General features: G+C 61.8%; 11 protein-coding genes and 2 pseudogenes. 7 read left to right on the top strand and 6 right to left on the bottom strand.

Going from position 1 to position 13,091, the window contains the following annotated elements:
• The first annotated feature begins 43 nt into the window (after positions 1-43).
• The 4 genes from QSJ30_RS00245 to QSJ30_RS00230 are packed head-to-tail and all read left to right on the top strand — an operon-like array spanning position 44 to position 4,570.
• On the top strand, positions 44-1,078 hold the full coding sequence (locus QSJ30_RS00245) for a polysaccharide biosynthesis protein (RefSeq protein ID WP_285605771.1): 1,035 nt from the start codon (positions 44-46) through the stop codon (positions 1,076-1,078).
• A 6-nt stretch (positions 1,079-1,084) separates the two neighbouring features.
• Positions 1,085-2,197, top strand: a complete 1,113-nt coding sequence (gene wbjC, locus QSJ30_RS00240; protein ID WP_285605770.1) for a UDP-2-acetamido-2,6-beta-L-arabino-hexul-4-ose reductase — start codon at positions 1,085-1,087, stop codon at positions 2,195-2,197.
• Positions 2,194-3,327, top strand: coding sequence for a UDP-N-acetyl glucosamine 2-epimerase (locus QSJ30_RS00235; RefSeq protein WP_285605769.1), 1,134 nt, complete (start codon positions 2,194-2,196; stop codon positions 3,325-3,327). Before wbjC ends, QSJ30_RS00235 begins: the two co-directional genes overlap by 4 nt.
• A 10-nt stretch (positions 3,328-3,337) precedes the next feature.
• Positions 3,338-4,570: a glycosyltransferase family 4 protein gene (locus QSJ30_RS00230; protein WP_285605768.1), complete on the top strand. Its 1,233-nt coding sequence runs from the start codon at positions 3,338-3,340 to the stop codon at positions 4,568-4,570.
• A gap of 19 nt (positions 4,571-4,589) precedes the next feature.
• On the opposite strand, the gene QSJ30_RS00225 is transcribed toward QSJ30_RS00230, so the two are convergent.
• Positions 4,590-5,537, bottom strand: a complete 948-nt coding sequence (locus tag QSJ30_RS00225; RefSeq protein ID WP_285605767.1) for a class I SAM-dependent methyltransferase — start codon at positions 5,535-5,537, stop codon at positions 4,590-4,592.
• 412 nt (positions 5,538-5,949) lie between these two features.
• Between QSJ30_RS00225 and QSJ30_RS00220 the strand changes: the two genes are divergently transcribed.
• From QSJ30_RS00220 to QSJ30_RS00210, 3 genes are all read left to right on the top strand, one after another.
• A complete protein-coding gene (locus tag QSJ30_RS00220; RefSeq protein WP_285605766.1) occupies positions 5,950-7,038 on the top strand; it encodes a capsular polysaccharide export protein, LipB/KpsS family in 1,089 nt (362 codons plus the stop codon).
• The gene (locus tag QSJ30_RS00215) at positions 7,035-8,411 is read left to right on the top strand and encodes an oligosaccharide flippase family protein (protein ID WP_285605765.1); all 1,377 of its coding nucleotides are present in this window, start codon (positions 7,035-7,037) and stop codon (positions 8,409-8,411) included. The genes QSJ30_RS00220 and QSJ30_RS00215 overlap by 4 nt, the downstream gene beginning before the upstream one ends.
• A 162-nt stretch (positions 8,412-8,573) precedes the next feature.
• Positions 8,574-9,773 (top strand): O-antigen ligase family protein, encoded by a 1,200-nt coding sequence (locus tag QSJ30_RS00210; RefSeq protein WP_285605764.1) that lies wholly within the window; start codon positions 8,574-8,576, stop codon positions 9,771-9,773.
• 78 nt (positions 9,774-9,851) lie between these two features.
• Here QSJ30_RS00210 and QSJ30_RS00205 read toward each other — a convergent pair whose 3' ends face one another.
• The 5 genes and pseudogenes from QSJ30_RS00205 to QSJ30_RS14530 form a co-directional block, all read right to left on the bottom strand.
• Positions 9,852-10,739, bottom strand: a complete 888-nt coding sequence (locus QSJ30_RS00205; RefSeq protein ID WP_285605763.1) for a UDP-3-O-(3-hydroxymyristoyl)glucosamine N-acyltransferase — start codon at positions 10,737-10,739, stop codon at positions 9,852-9,854.
• Positions 10,740-10,759: 20 nt separating this feature from the next.
• A complete protein-coding gene (locus QSJ30_RS00200) occupies positions 10,760-11,395 on the bottom strand; it encodes a PIG-L deacetylase family protein (protein ID WP_285605762.1) in 636 nt (211 codons plus the stop codon).
• A gap of 87 nt (positions 11,396-11,482) precedes the next feature.
• The gene (locus QSJ30_RS00195; RefSeq protein ID WP_285605761.1) at positions 11,483-12,628 is read right to left on the bottom strand and encodes a glycosyltransferase family 4 protein; all 1,146 of its coding nucleotides are present in this window, start codon (positions 12,626-12,628) and stop codon (positions 11,483-11,485) included.
• Positions 12,625-12,825 (bottom strand): annotated as a pseudogene (locus QSJ30_RS14535) (CatB-related O-acetyltransferase); the annotation flags it as partial. The pseudogene QSJ30_RS14535 and the gene QSJ30_RS00195, both read right to left, overlap by 4 nt.
• Positions 12,823-13,008: pseudogene (locus tag QSJ30_RS14530) on the bottom strand (LbetaH domain-containing protein); the annotation flags it as partial. The pseudogenes QSJ30_RS14535 and QSJ30_RS14530, both read right to left, overlap by 3 nt.
• Positions 13,009-13,091 lie beyond the last annotated feature (83 nt).

The raw sequence follows: 13,091 nt of genomic DNA, 5'->3' as shown, positions 1-13,091 counted from the left end.
CCCCGACATGTCGCCCGATCCGGAACAACCACAAGGCCCACCCATGTTCAACGATCGCACCCTCCTGATCACCGGCGGAACTGGTTCCTTCGGCAACGCGGTGCTCCGCAGGTTCATCCATTCCGATCTTCGCGAAATCCGGATCTTCAGCCGCGACGAGAAGAAGCAGGACGACATGCGGAAGCGCTACAAGGATCCGAAGCTGAAGTTCTACATCGGGGACGTCAGAAACCCCAAGAGCGTCAAAGCGGCCATGCGCGGAGTCGATTTCTGCTTCCATGCCGCGGCCCTGAAGCAGGTCCCCTCTTGCGAATTCCACCCGATGGAGGCCGTGCGGACCAACATCATCGGCACTGAAAACGTCCTGGATGCCGCCATCGACGCCGGGGTCAAACGGGTGGTCTGCCTGAGCACCGACAAGGCGGTCTATCCGATCAATGCCATGGGCATCTCCAAGGCCATGCTGGAGAAGGTCATGGTGGCGACCTCCCGCAACCTGGACGCGACCGACACGGTGATCTGCGGGACGCGGTACGGAAACGTCATGGCCTCGCGCGGATCGGTGATCCCCCTGTTCGTGGATCAGGTCCTCGCGGGACAGCCCATCACCATCACTGACCCCGCCATGACCCGCTTCATGATGACGCTCGAGGATGCCGTCGAGCTGGTGCTGTACGCGTTCGCCCATGGGCGGAACGGCGACATCTTCGTCCAGAAGGCTCCGGCCGCGACGATCAAGGTCCTCGCCCAGGCGGTCCTCGCCCTGATGAAGCGGCCGGATCACGAAATCAGGGAGATCGGCACCCGCCACGGCGAGAAGCTGTACGAGTCCCTGCTCACCCGCGAAGAGCTAGCCGCCGCCGAGGATCTCGGGGGCTACTACCGGATCCCACCCGATGGCCGCGACCTCAACTATGCCAAGTTCGTCGAACAGGGGGAGACGTCCATCACGCTCGGCGAGGATTACAACTCCCACAACACGCACCGTCTGGATCAGACGGGCATGGAGGAACTCCTCCTGAAGCTCGATTTCATGCGGCGCATCGCCAACGGCGAGCAGGCCGTGGCCGAGGCCTGAGGCCCCATGCGCATCCTCGTCACCGGATCCAGGGGATTCATCGGCCGGAATCTCCTGCTCCGTCTGCAGGAGATCGGCCACCGGGACATCCTGGAGGTCGAGGCGGACACGCCGCACGGCATGCTTCTTGAGGCGGCCCGCCAGGCGGAGGTGGTGTTCCATCTCGCGGGCGTGAACCGCCCGACGGATCCCGCCGAGTTCACCACGGGCAACGCCGACTTCACCCGCCTTCTCGGTGAAGCCCTGGCCGACACCGGGCGGACCGTCCCCGTGGTCTTCTCCTCCTCCATCCAGGCCACCCTGGACAACCCCTACGGATTGAGCAAGCGGCAGGCGGAAGCGTCGCTCCTGGCCTATGGGGAGCGCACCGGCGCCCCGGTCCACATCTTCCGCCTGGCCAACGTGTTCGGGAAGTGGAGCCGACCGAACTACAACTCCGCTGTGGCGACCTTCTGCTACAACATCTCGCGTGGATTGCCGATCACGATCCACGATCCTGCGGCCCCCCTCCGGCTCGTCTACATCGACGATGTCCTCGACGCATTCCTGCGCCTGCTGGAGACGCCCAGCACGATCTCCGGCTTCGTCCAGGTCGACCCCGTCTTCGAGACCACCGTGGGAGAAGTGGCCGAGATCCTCCGTTCCTTCGCCGAAAGCCGAGTCTCCCTGGCGGCACCCCGGGCCGGGTCAGGACTCGTCCGGGCCCTCTATGCCACCTATCTCAGCCACCTGGACCCCCAGGCCTTCGACTATCAGGTGCCGCGATACGTAGATGCTCGCGGCGAATTCGCGGAAATGCTGAAGACGCACGATTGCGGCCAGTTCTCCTACTTCACAGCACACCCCGGCGTCACCCGCGGAGACCATTACCACCACAGCAAGACCGAGAAGTTCCTGGTCATCCGAGGAACGGCCCGTTTTGAATTCCGCCAGATGGATACGGGTCAGATCCACACCTTGAGCGTCCAGGGCGGGGAGGGCCGGATCGTCGAAACCGTGCCTGGATGGACCCACAACATCACCAACATCGGTCAGGATGAACTCATCGTGATGCTCTGGGCCAACGAGGTGTTCGACCGGACTCGGCCGGACACGATCCCCATGAAGGTGATCCCGTGAAGAAGCTGAAGGTCGCTACCGTCGTCGGCACCCGCCCGGAAATCATCCGCCTGTCCCGAGTGCTCGCCCGCCTCGACGAGCACTGCGACCACGTCCTCGTCCACACCGGGCAGAATTACAACTACGAGCTCAACCAGGTCTTCTTCGACGACCTGGGCATCCGGCGCCCCGATCACTTCCTGGACAGCGCCACCGGTGGCGTGGCCGAAACCATCGGGAACATCATCGCCTCCGTCGACAAGGTGCTCGCCGAGGTGCGGCCCGAGGCGCTCCTCGTCCTGGGGGACACCAACAGCTGTCTGGCGGCCATTCCGGCCAAGCGGCGGCAGATCCCCATCTTCCACATGGAAGCCGGAAACCGCTGCTTCGACCAGCGCGTCCCCGAGGAGACCAATCGCCGGATCGTGGATCACACGGCCGACGTGAACCTCACCTACAGCTCCATCGCCCGGGACTACCTGCTGCGGGAAGGGCTCCCGCCCGATCTCGTGATCAAGACCGGCAGCCCCATGTATGAAGTCCTCAGCCACTACCGCCCGCGCATCGACGCCTCCGACGCACTCCAGAGGCTGGGACTGGAGGCGGATCGCTACTTCGTCGTGAGCGCCCACCGGGAAGAGAATATCGAGTCGCCCCGCACCTTCGCCAAGCTCGTGGCCGTGCTGAACACCCTCGCCGCCGACCACGGGCTTCCGGTCATCGTCTCGACGCACCCCCGCACCCGAAAGCGGATCGAGGCCGAAGGCATCACCTTCCCGCCCTGCGTCTCCCTGCTGAAACCGCTGGGATTCAACGACTACATCAAGCTCCAGCTCTCGGCCCGGGCGGTGCTGTCCGACAGCGGAACCGTCACCGAGGAATCGTCCATTCTCGGCTTCCCCGCGCTCAACCTCCGGGAAGCCCACGAGCGGCCCGAGGGCATGGAGGAAGCCGCCGTCATGATGGTCGGCCTGGAAGTGGACCGGGTCCGCCAGGGTCTGGCCCTCCTCCGTTCGAGGGCGGAAGGGCATTCGCCCCGGCCACGCCTCGTGGCGGACTACGGCATGCCGGATGTCTCGGACAAGGTCGTGCGGATCATCCACAGCTACACGGACTATGTGAACCGGGTCGTGTGGCGCAAATACGACTAGGGGAGCACGCTTGCGACTCCTCGTGGTGACCCAGTACTTCTGGCCCGAGCCGTTCAGGATCAATGACCTCGTCGAAGACCTGGTTGTCCGGGGGCACGAGGTGACGGTGCTCACCGGCCACCCGAACTACCCCGAAGGCCAGGTCTACCCCGCGTTCAAGTCATCACCGGGCGACTTCGGCGAATACGCCGGGGCCAGGGTCCTGCGCGTCCCCCTCCTCTCGCGGGGAAAGGGCAGCCTCCGCCTGGCACTCAACTACCTCAGCTTCGTCCTGTCCGGCCTAGGGTTCGGAACCTGGCGCCTGCGGGGCCAGGCCTTCGATGCGATCTTCGTGTTCCAGACCTCTCCCATCACGGCCGCCCTGCCCGCCATCTGGTTCCGCCGCCTGAAGAAAGCCCCCCTCCTCATGTGGGTGCTCGACCTGTGGCCCGAGTCGCTCGCCGCGGTGGGCGCCGTGCAGGCTCCGCGTCTGCTGGGCCTGGTGGGTCGGCTGGTGTCCTTCATCTACCGTCGCTGCGACCGCATCCTCGTCCAGTCGAAGGCCTTCCTTCCGAACATCGCCAGGTACGCGCGCGACACCACCAAGGTCCGCTACTTCCCCGGCTGGGCCGAACCCGTCTTCCATGGGCCCCTGGAGGAGGTGCCACCCGCTCCGGAACTGGCCCCGTTCCAGGACACCTTCAACGTGATGTTCGCGGGCAACATCGGGGAGGCCCAGGATTTTCCGGCAATCCTGGATGCGGCGGAGGCCCTGAAGGCCCGCGCCGACATCCGCTGGCTCATCGTAGGCGACGGCCGCGCTGCTGCGGCCCTTCGGGCGGGAATTCAAGCGCGGGGGCTCGGAGACCGGGTCCACCTCCTCGGCCGCCATCCCCTGGAGCGCATGCCGGCCTTCATGCGGGGCGCCCAGGCCCTCCTCGTCAGCCTCAGGAGGGACCCAGCCTTCAGCCTGACCATCCCGGGCAAGGTGCAGGCCTACATGGCCTCCGGAGTTCCCGTCCTGGGCATGCTGGACGGAGAGGGGGCCCGCATCATCGCCGAGGCGGGTGCCGGTCTCACCTGCCCGGCCGGCGACGGGACGGCCCTGGCCCAGCGCGTGCGGGAACTCGCGGACCTCCCAAGCCAGGAGCGCTTGGCCATGGGCCAGAGGGGCCGGGATGCCTGCGCCAGCCACTTCCATCGGGCGACCTTGATCTCTTCGCTGGAAGCCTGGGTGGAGGAAGTTCGAACCACCAGCCCATGAGGCCGTGCCTTCCGTCTCTTCATGTCCGGCAAGCGATCGTCTTGATGATTCTCCGATCCCATCGGCTGCTGGCCCAGGTTTCGAGACACTCCATGACCCATTGGGCGGGAGTGAGACCCGCCTCCTCCGGCACCTCGACACCCTCGGATTCCCTCAAACGCGCGAATATCCGCAGGTTGCCCGGATAGATGCCGACATGATCCGTCTGCTTCGCGAAAACATGGAATCCATGTTTCTTGAGCAGATGCGAGAGGCTGTGAGAACTAAAATAGGTCCGATGGCCGAAATGGAAATTGCCTAGACCGACATCTGACCAGTCGCCCATCAGATCTGGCACCTCTAGGACCAAACTGCCTTCCGGGTCCATATGCGCCCGGATCCAGTCCAGGCACCCACCCGGATTCGGCATGTGCTCCAGAACATGGAACAGCACCACCAGGTCGGGCCGGAAGGGCAATGCTTGCAGGGTTTCATAGCTACAGGCCTCAACCTGCCCATTCAATCCATTCTGCTGGACACAGTAGGCGTGGAAAGCCTCACCGGGTTCCAGCCCAAGAACTTCCCTGCAGCCCCTCGCCTTGGCCTCCCGGAGAAAGAACCCCAGCCCGCATCCAAGTTCCAGAACGCGACTGAAGTCACCGAGGGTTTCCTGCACTCTGGCCATCCTATAGGCCGCTTTTAGGGCATCGGCTGAACGGTAAACATAGGAATCATCTACCCTAATTACAGACTCGTAAAAGAAGCGATAATGGTTTTTATAAAAATCATCAAGTTGTTGTGAATCAATATTTCGAGCCGTATAGACAAGACCACACGAGTTGCATTGTGAGATCAGCGATTTAAGGCCGAATCGATCCCGACTCACCAATGGATTCCGATCGTCTGAACCACATCCAGGACAAGGGACGGCCACCCACCGATATCGACGTGCCATCCTCAATCGCCTGATGTGGGTCCACAGCTTCATGTGCAAACCTTCCTTCACCTGAACATCTGACATCCATCCATCGCGTCCTACATCCGCCAGTCAAAACGGCATAAGGATCGCCGGACTTCAGATGCTACCATTCTTCGTACGCTGAACTTAGGAATGCCCCCTGATGAGAGATTTTCGCCAGAAAAGCCCGAGGATACTCATAGGCATTTCAGAAGGGGAATATTATGGACATCAATTCGAGGCCCTTGTTCGGTTAATGCCGAATGCCACCTATCGATTTATTGGATTCTCTTGGTGTACAGGCTTGGAGCTCCGCCGGGCCGGGCGCGACTTCCGCCACTCCCCATGGGTTCGTACCCATTCTTCCAATTCAATCGGAAATCCTATTATTTCTGAATTAATAGGACGTGGTGGACGGCCAGGTGCGAACAGAAACACGGTGATGGATGCGTTGATCCATCTAAAAGCATTCGTCAAAGAAGAAATTGATGATTTTTCGCCAGATATCGTGATTTATGGCCCTTCAGATCACGCGATCAACTATCTGCTGGATACTGCGGCAAATGAAGCAGGAATTCCTAAGCTGGGGCTCCAACCCTCCTTTCTCTCTGACCATTTCATCGTGCACCCCTGGGGCCCCAGGTGGCAGGAGGCCATCCAGCAGGCCCAGATCCTCGAGGAGGACTCCCTTCCCGGCGTCGAGCCCAAGGATCTTTTTATTCCGCGGGGCTTCAGATCCGTACCAGCCCCACGGCCAAGTCTTCATTTTCCCCAACTACTGAGGGGGGCCGAATGCCTGGCCCGAATCCTGACCGGCAGGCCTACCTTTGAAACCCTCTCAAGCCTCGCCGCCTCGACCAAAGCCAAGCTTGCACCGGCCCCCTGGTTTCCCCACCTCCAAACCATCGAATCCGAAAGCGATGTCCCTGACGGCTCCATTCTGATGGTCCTGAATCAACCGACCCTGGAAGCTCATGCCACAAGTTGCAGCGACCTCATCCGACTCACCACGGCTCTGTCCCCGAAAAGCGCCCCGATCATCCTCCGCCCCCACCCCATTGAGACACCAAGTGATGAATTCGTTCACCTGGAGTCCTCGCTTCGTGCAAGAGGTGTGAAGGTTTCCAGAGCAGGCCGGGGACCCAGTCTTTCTCGGTTGGTCGAGCGATGCCGCACCCTGGTCACGATCAATTCCGCCGTTGGAATGGAAGCTCTCTCTCATGGCAAGACCGTGCTGGCACTCGGCCCGGCCTTCTACGTGCGCGAGGGTTTAGCACAGGCCGTTGATCCCTCGAGGCCAGAGCAATTGGCGGACATGCTGGATCACCCTGAAGCCCATCGACCCGACCCGCTTCAAGTCGCTAAATTTGCGAACTGGTTGATCCAGCGCCTGATGGCCCCTTCTCCAGTCATCGAATCCCCCTTCGGTAGAACATTGGCGGAGCACATTCGAGTGGCGGTACAGGGCCACCCTGTGGAGGCGGGGAGGCCGCCGGCGGTCCTTCGGTCCCCAGAGCGGAAGGCTGAATGAACCGAGAGAGACGAGCCATTCTGGGCGGCGGGCTGGTGGCCCTGAACCATGTCATCGGGGCGGTCGTCACGGTCGCGTCGGCCCTGCTTCTGTCCAGGGCCCTGGGGCCCAACGAGTTCGCGATCTACGCCATGTGCACCTCGCTCAGCGTGATCCAGCGGATCGTCAGCCGGCTGGGCCTGAGCACCTACCTCCTCGCCCAGAAAGAGGAGCCCGAGGAGGCCGACTATGCCGTCGCCCTCGGCACCATGCTGGGGCTCTCCGCCCTGGTCGCCGGCCTCACGGCCCTGAGCCTGAAGGCGATCGGCCATTTCAGCCATGTTCCCAACCTCTTCTGGCCCGGGATCGCCATGGCGACCCTGCTGCCGTTGCACATCCTCTCCCTTCCGGCCACCGTGAAGCTGGAGCGGCAGCTGAACTTCAAGCCGGTCCTCCTGATCGAATTGGCCGTTCAGATTCTGGGACAGGTCACGGGCATCTGCCTCGCGTTTGCGGGGTGGGGGGTCTGGGGGCCCATTACAGGAGCGGCCCTCCGGGCCCTCCTCCAAAGCGTGGCCCCATGGATGGTGGTCGGCCTGGTTCCGAAGGTCCGATGGGAGGCCGCACGTGCCTGGCGGATGATCAAGTACGGGTTCGGATTCGTCATCACGACGAGCCTGACCCAGAGCCGCAGCCTGATCCTGCTCTCCATCATGGGGCGCGTGGCTGGACCTGTAGCCGTGGGGTACATGGGCCTGACTCTGCGGGCCGTGGGCCTGATCGAACCGTTCAGGGCCGCCGCATCCAGGGTGACCCTGCCGGCCCTGGCGCCCATTGCCCACCTCCCTTCCGCCCTCCGGCGGGGGGTGACAGCGGCGGTGGAGACGGAGCTCTTCCTCAACATCCCCGTCACCATCCTCGCTGTCTTCTTCTTTCCGACGGCCGTCCGCCTGCTGCTCGGGCCCGCCTGGCAGCCCGCGACGACCCTCTTCCCGTGGGTGGCCGCCAGTTCCCTGCTCCTGTCGGCCCACGCCGCCTCCCTCAGCGCCCTGCACATCCGCGGCTTCTTCCTGGAATCCATCGCGGCCGCGATCGTCGGCTGCTTCGCCCTGGCCGGAGCCCTCATCGTGATGGGCGGGCTGGGAGGGGCGGAAGGCTGCGCCGCCGCGACCGTGGTCGCATGGCCCGCCGCTTGGCTGCACGAGTGGTTCGCCGCCAACCGATTGGGCACCCGCTGGAGTCGGCCTGGGTTAGCCTGGGCCCTGAGCGGGGCCGCCGCCTGCCTGATCTGGCGCCTCGGCCCCGGCGTTCTTGTCCCCGCCGTCGCCGTCGGATTTGCCACCCGCAGGCGGATCAAGGAGAGGGGCCTTTCCCTGATGCGCGTCTTCTCCTGAATTCCGGCCTGAAGGTCACCCCTCGACCCCTCGGTGCTCCATCCAGCGAAGCGTTCCGCACCTCAACCCAGGCATCGAACGGAATGAATCATGCCGAGTCCCACGCCCAGCACCACATCCCCCCACAGCCCTCCGGGAACCCGCTCCCCTGAGCCCCGGCTCATGGTCCTGTTGCCGTTCCTCATCCTGATCCCGGGGTACTTCTTCTACCATTGGCTGGTGGGTCTGAATTCAATCCCACAGCTCCTGGGCGGCTACGTCAACGAGTCCTCGGCTGTCGTCATTTTATGGATCGCTGCGGTCGCCCTGTTCGATGTGAGCGTCAAATCCATCCGCCCGAGCCGAATCCATCACCTGGAAATCCTATATTGGGCCTTTTTGTTGTATTTCATCGCCTCGGTGGTCTATCACGCCTTCCGGGGAGACGCGCCGGATGTCAACAAATCCCATACGGCCTCCATCCTCCAATCGATCGCCATTTTCGCCGTGTACCGGGTGACGGCGCTTGAATTGAAGTTCAATTACCGCGTCATCTTCTGGTTGTGCCTGGCCATGTCCGCGTTTGTCTATTCCGCGGTTTCAGACGATGTGTTGGCGGCATTCCTGGTCAATGCGGACGACGCCAAGGCTGCGACCTACCAGGGCCTGGCCCGGGCCTTTTTTCTATCCGTGTGCGCGGCCACGCCCTTCTCGAAGACCTTGCCCGTCCGTCTCCTGTTGTATGTCAATGCCCTGGTCGTCCTGTTCTTCCTGGGGTCCAGATCCGACATGCTGGCCCTGTTCCTGTTCATTCTCATATTCGAATGGGTCAACTCGAAGAACTGGACGCGGCAGTTCCTCATCTACGCCGGGGCGGTCGGTCTGATTCTGATCCTCATCCCCTGGCTAATGAGGGAAATGCCAGACAACCGCATCCTCGGCCTGCTGGAATTCAAGGCCGACACCTCAGTGCAGGTGCGCACCGCTCAGATCAAGTTCGCCCTGGATCAGATCCAATCCGCACCATTCACCGGCGCCTATGGAAGCTACATGAGGCTTGGAGGATCCGGGCACTACGCCCACAACGCCTTGTCCGCCTGGGTCGACCTCGGTCTTCCAGGCCTGCTGCTTCTGGTGACTGTTGTCGGCGCATTGGTGCACAGTGCGGTGACGCTGGCACCCAAGGTCAAGGAACAGGGGCGTAACCTGACCGCCGACTACGGAATGGCCCTTGGTTTCCTGGGCATCTGCCTGTTCTTTCTGATTTTCTCGAAACCCTTTGTCGATATTTCTGTTCCGGCCACGGTGGGGCTGTTTGTTCGCCTGCATCAGAAAATCAGCCCCTTCGCCCTCCATCAGAACTCAGATACGAATGCTCCTTAGCCTGGATATCATCCTGTTTCAAGTTCCGAGGCGATACCCGTAGACAAGGGGTCATCCAGCCGCCGAAGGAAGCTCAGGCTAAGCCCGCGGACGTATCACCTTGGCTGGATTTCCGGCCACGATCATTCCAGCTTCCACGGATTTCGTCACCACAGCACCCAGGCCGACCATGCCGCGATCTCCAACGGTGGCTTGATTGATGATGCAGGCCGAAGGAGCAATCCAGACATCTCGCCCGAGCTTCACGCTCCCGCTGACTTCGGCACACGCAATGATGACGGTGTTCTCACCGACTGAAACGTTGTGCGCGATGAACACATGGTCATCGGTTTTCACATGGTCCGAAAGGACCGTATCGCCCAATGTACCGCGGGCGATCACGTTCATGGCACCGATCTCGACCTCATCACCCAGCACAACGGCCCCGAGGTGAGGAATGCGCATGGGAACCCCCTCGGCATCGAACTCGAACCCGAACCCTTCTTCACCGATCACCGTCGATGACTTGATGAGACAGTTTCTACCAATTCGACAATTGCGATGAATGATGACATGGCTTCGAATGACGGTGCCGTCACCGATGACAGCCCCCTCCCCGATCACCGAGTAGTGCCCGATCCCGACATTCTGGCCGATGTGGGCGCTCGGATGTATGCGGGCCGTGTCTGAGATGACCCGCGGCTCGGCAGGCACGAAGAACTTCTCCACAGCCCTGGCAAAATCCAGTCGGGGGGAGTCGGAGATGATGAGGGCCCCCTGTAGCCGGGATGCAAACTCGGGTGGACCCAACACGCAGATGTCCTGACGCGGCCCAAGGGAATCCACCCAGGCTTCGCTGAAGGCCTTCACGAACACCAGGGCCCCGGAGGCTGGGGAATGTGCCGGAACTGGGTGAGTCAACTCTAGGTCGGGGCCAGACATTTCCCGATCAAGGAATCGGGCGATGGTGGAAGCCAGGATGGTCATGCGCGTCCCCTCTCAAACGATCAAGGCTGAATCCAGCGGATCACCTCGAAGGCCTCGGCGTAATCGAATCCCACCGAGACCCCCCGCACCCGCGCCAATCCGGTCGGCACATCGGGCTTGGCGTAGGCACGGTGCATCTGCGAGCCGTAGGCCTCCAGGGCATGCAGCTTGGCCTGCAGATTCTCCTCACTCAGCTGGACCATGCACTGGGCCGAAAATTGAAGGTCATTCCAGGGCAATTCGTAGCCCAGGATGGTCGTCCCCTTGAAGGCCCGGATGGCCTCCTGAGTGATGACCTGATGATCCTGGTGGACATCCGTGGTGGCATGGACCAGGACGAGATCCGGGGCGATCCTCCTCCGGGCCGCCACCAGGAGTTCCAGGATGGGTTGGCGGTGCTCGGGAAACCGCCGCACCGGGAAGTCATGGATGTCGAGGTTCCCGGCGGGGATCCCCAGGCGCCGGGCGGCCTCCCGGCACTCGTGGGCCAGCGTGTCGGGGGCCAAGCCCGCTGGCAGAGATTCCGCGGCCGTGGAAAAGGCCATGGCGTGAAGGGTGGCCCCACCCGAAATGAGCCGGTGGATGTACCCGCCCGCGCCGATTTCGTAGTCATCGGTGTGCGGGGCGAGCACCAGGACGCTTTGGGGATTCCACATGATCTGGCCTCGGGATGCGGGTCGGTTCGATGCTTTACGATGACACCAAATGCTTTGCTTGAGATCGCTTGCGCGCTGGTTCCGCGCTCAGCGGTAGAGCCGCGCGGCCAGCTTCCGGTAGTCCAGCAGATCCTGGGCCAGCTCCCGTGAGCGCCTCCGCATCGGAGCCAGCAGACCCGGCTCGCGGGAGATCTCCTGGAAGGAGCGCCTCATGTCCTCGACCCCCTCTACGAAGAACCCATTCCCATCCAGGTAGGGCTTGTGGCTCTTGTGGGGAAAGATCATCACCGGGGCCGAAGCGCACATGGCGTTCTGCATGGTGGCCGACTGCCCCCCGGGCTGCACATACAGGTCGCAGGCACACAGGTACTCCTGGAGTTCGCTGGAGGTCTTCCAGCCCAGGAAGGTGATCCTCGGATCCCTCTGGATCATGGGATCCAGCTTGTCCCGGATCTCGTCCCCGATGGTGCCGATCAGGACCAGTCGGAACCGCGCATCATCCACGGCCGTAAAGGCTTCGAGGAGAGCCTCCGTGCGTTTGATGGGATCCAGCTTCCCCGAATGCAGAAAGAGGATGTCCTCGCCGTCCAGCCCCAGCTCGCCGCGCCGGGCCTGGCGGCGCCGCTCCACCTCGGACTCATCCGCAATCACGCCGCCCAAAGGATAGAATTCCATCATTCCTGACGGAATGTCGTAATTTTCGATCAAAAAATCCTTGGTTTCCTCGGAAATGTAGAGAATTTTATCGATGGATGGAAGTACTTTTGTGATGACGGACCTATAGAATCCGCGATGAAGGACCCACTTGGAGAGAGCGTTGGTTCCGCTATTATGATGGTCTTCATGACTATCTACATATAATTTAACAGATGGATGATTTTTTTTGTACCTGGCGACAGTCAGCAACTCGTAGGCCGGCACGCCATGAAAGAGGATCACATCCGGAGCGAATGCCTCGATATGGGGATAGACGCCGGGATAGGCCCGGAGTTTCCTCATCACCGCATGCGGCAGCCCGCCCCGGTAGGGCAACCGCGTCACTTCGATCCCGTCCTCGTTCTGGTAGGTCCGGGGCGCGACGTAGCCGAGATTCTGGTTGTCGATGTAGGTTTCCGTGGAGGCGATGATCCGAACGGAGTGTCCATCTTCCTTGTTCATCCGGGGAAGGACATTTTCCTGATAGTTATATCCATCGATGTAAAAGCAGGAGAGCATCAAATGGAGGATCTTCACCGGCCCTCCTCCATGGCGATGAAGGCCTTCACGTCGTTGAACAGATTCGCCTTTCCCCGGAGGGTTTCGTCGTCGAAATCCCACCACCTGATTCTCAGCAGGGCGGCGATCACCTCGTCGTCGAAGCGCTTGCGGATGAAGCGGGCGGGATTCCCTCCCCATATCTCGTAGGGCGGCACATCCTTGGTGACGACACTCCCCAGACCCAGGACGGCCCCGTCGCCGACGGTCACTCCAGCCCGCACCAGCACGCCATCGGCGATCCATACATCATTTCCGATGTTCGTCTGCACGAAGGCATCGAACGGGTGTTCTGAAAATTTCTGGGGGAGGTGATCCTTGTTCCCGCAGAAGACCGGCGAGGTGGATACCCAGTCCATCGTATGGCTCGCACCTCCGATCCTGCAGTTCGAGCCCATGGAAACGAAGCTTCCGATGTTGGTCTTGACGATCAGGCAGTCGT

It is taken from the genome of Geothrix edaphica (assembly GCF_030268045.1).
Taxonomy (GTDB): domain Bacteria; phylum Acidobacteriota; class Holophagae; order Holophagales; family Holophagaceae; genus Geothrix; species Geothrix edaphica.
Note: the sequence above shows the minus strand (reverse complement) of the source record. Positions and strands in the feature narration are given on the sequence as shown.

Bases quoted from the DNA above. Each gene is read 5' to 3' on its own strand.
- QSJ30_RS00245 (WP_285605771.1), top strand. From the start codon at position 44: ATGTTCAACGATCGCACCCTCCTGATCACCGGCGGAACTGGTTCCTTC.
- wbjC (WP_285605770.1), top strand. From the start codon at position 1,085: ATGCGCATCCTCGTCACCGGATCCAGGGGATTCATCGGCCGGAATCTC.
- QSJ30_RS00225 (WP_285605767.1), bottom strand. From the start codon at position 5,537: ATGAAGCTGTGGACCCACATCAGGCGATTGAGGATGGCACGTCGATAT.
- QSJ30_RS00220 (WP_285605766.1), top strand. From the start codon at position 5,950: ATGGATGCGTTGATCCATCTAAAAGCATTCGTCAAAGAAGAAATTGAT.
- QSJ30_RS00215 (WP_285605765.1), top strand. From the start codon at position 7,035: ATGAACCGAGAGAGACGAGCCATTCTGGGCGGCGGGCTGGTGGCCCTG.
- QSJ30_RS00210 (WP_285605764.1), top strand. From the start codon at position 8,574: ATGGTCCTGTTGCCGTTCCTCATCCTGATCCCGGGGTACTTCTTCTAC.
- QSJ30_RS00205 (WP_285605763.1), bottom strand. From the start codon at position 10,739: ATGACCATCCTGGCTTCCACCATCGCCCGATTCCTTGATCGGGAAATG.
- QSJ30_RS00200 (WP_285605762.1), bottom strand. From the start codon at position 11,395: ATGTGGAATCCCCAAAGCGTCCTGGTGCTCGCCCCGCACACCGATGAC.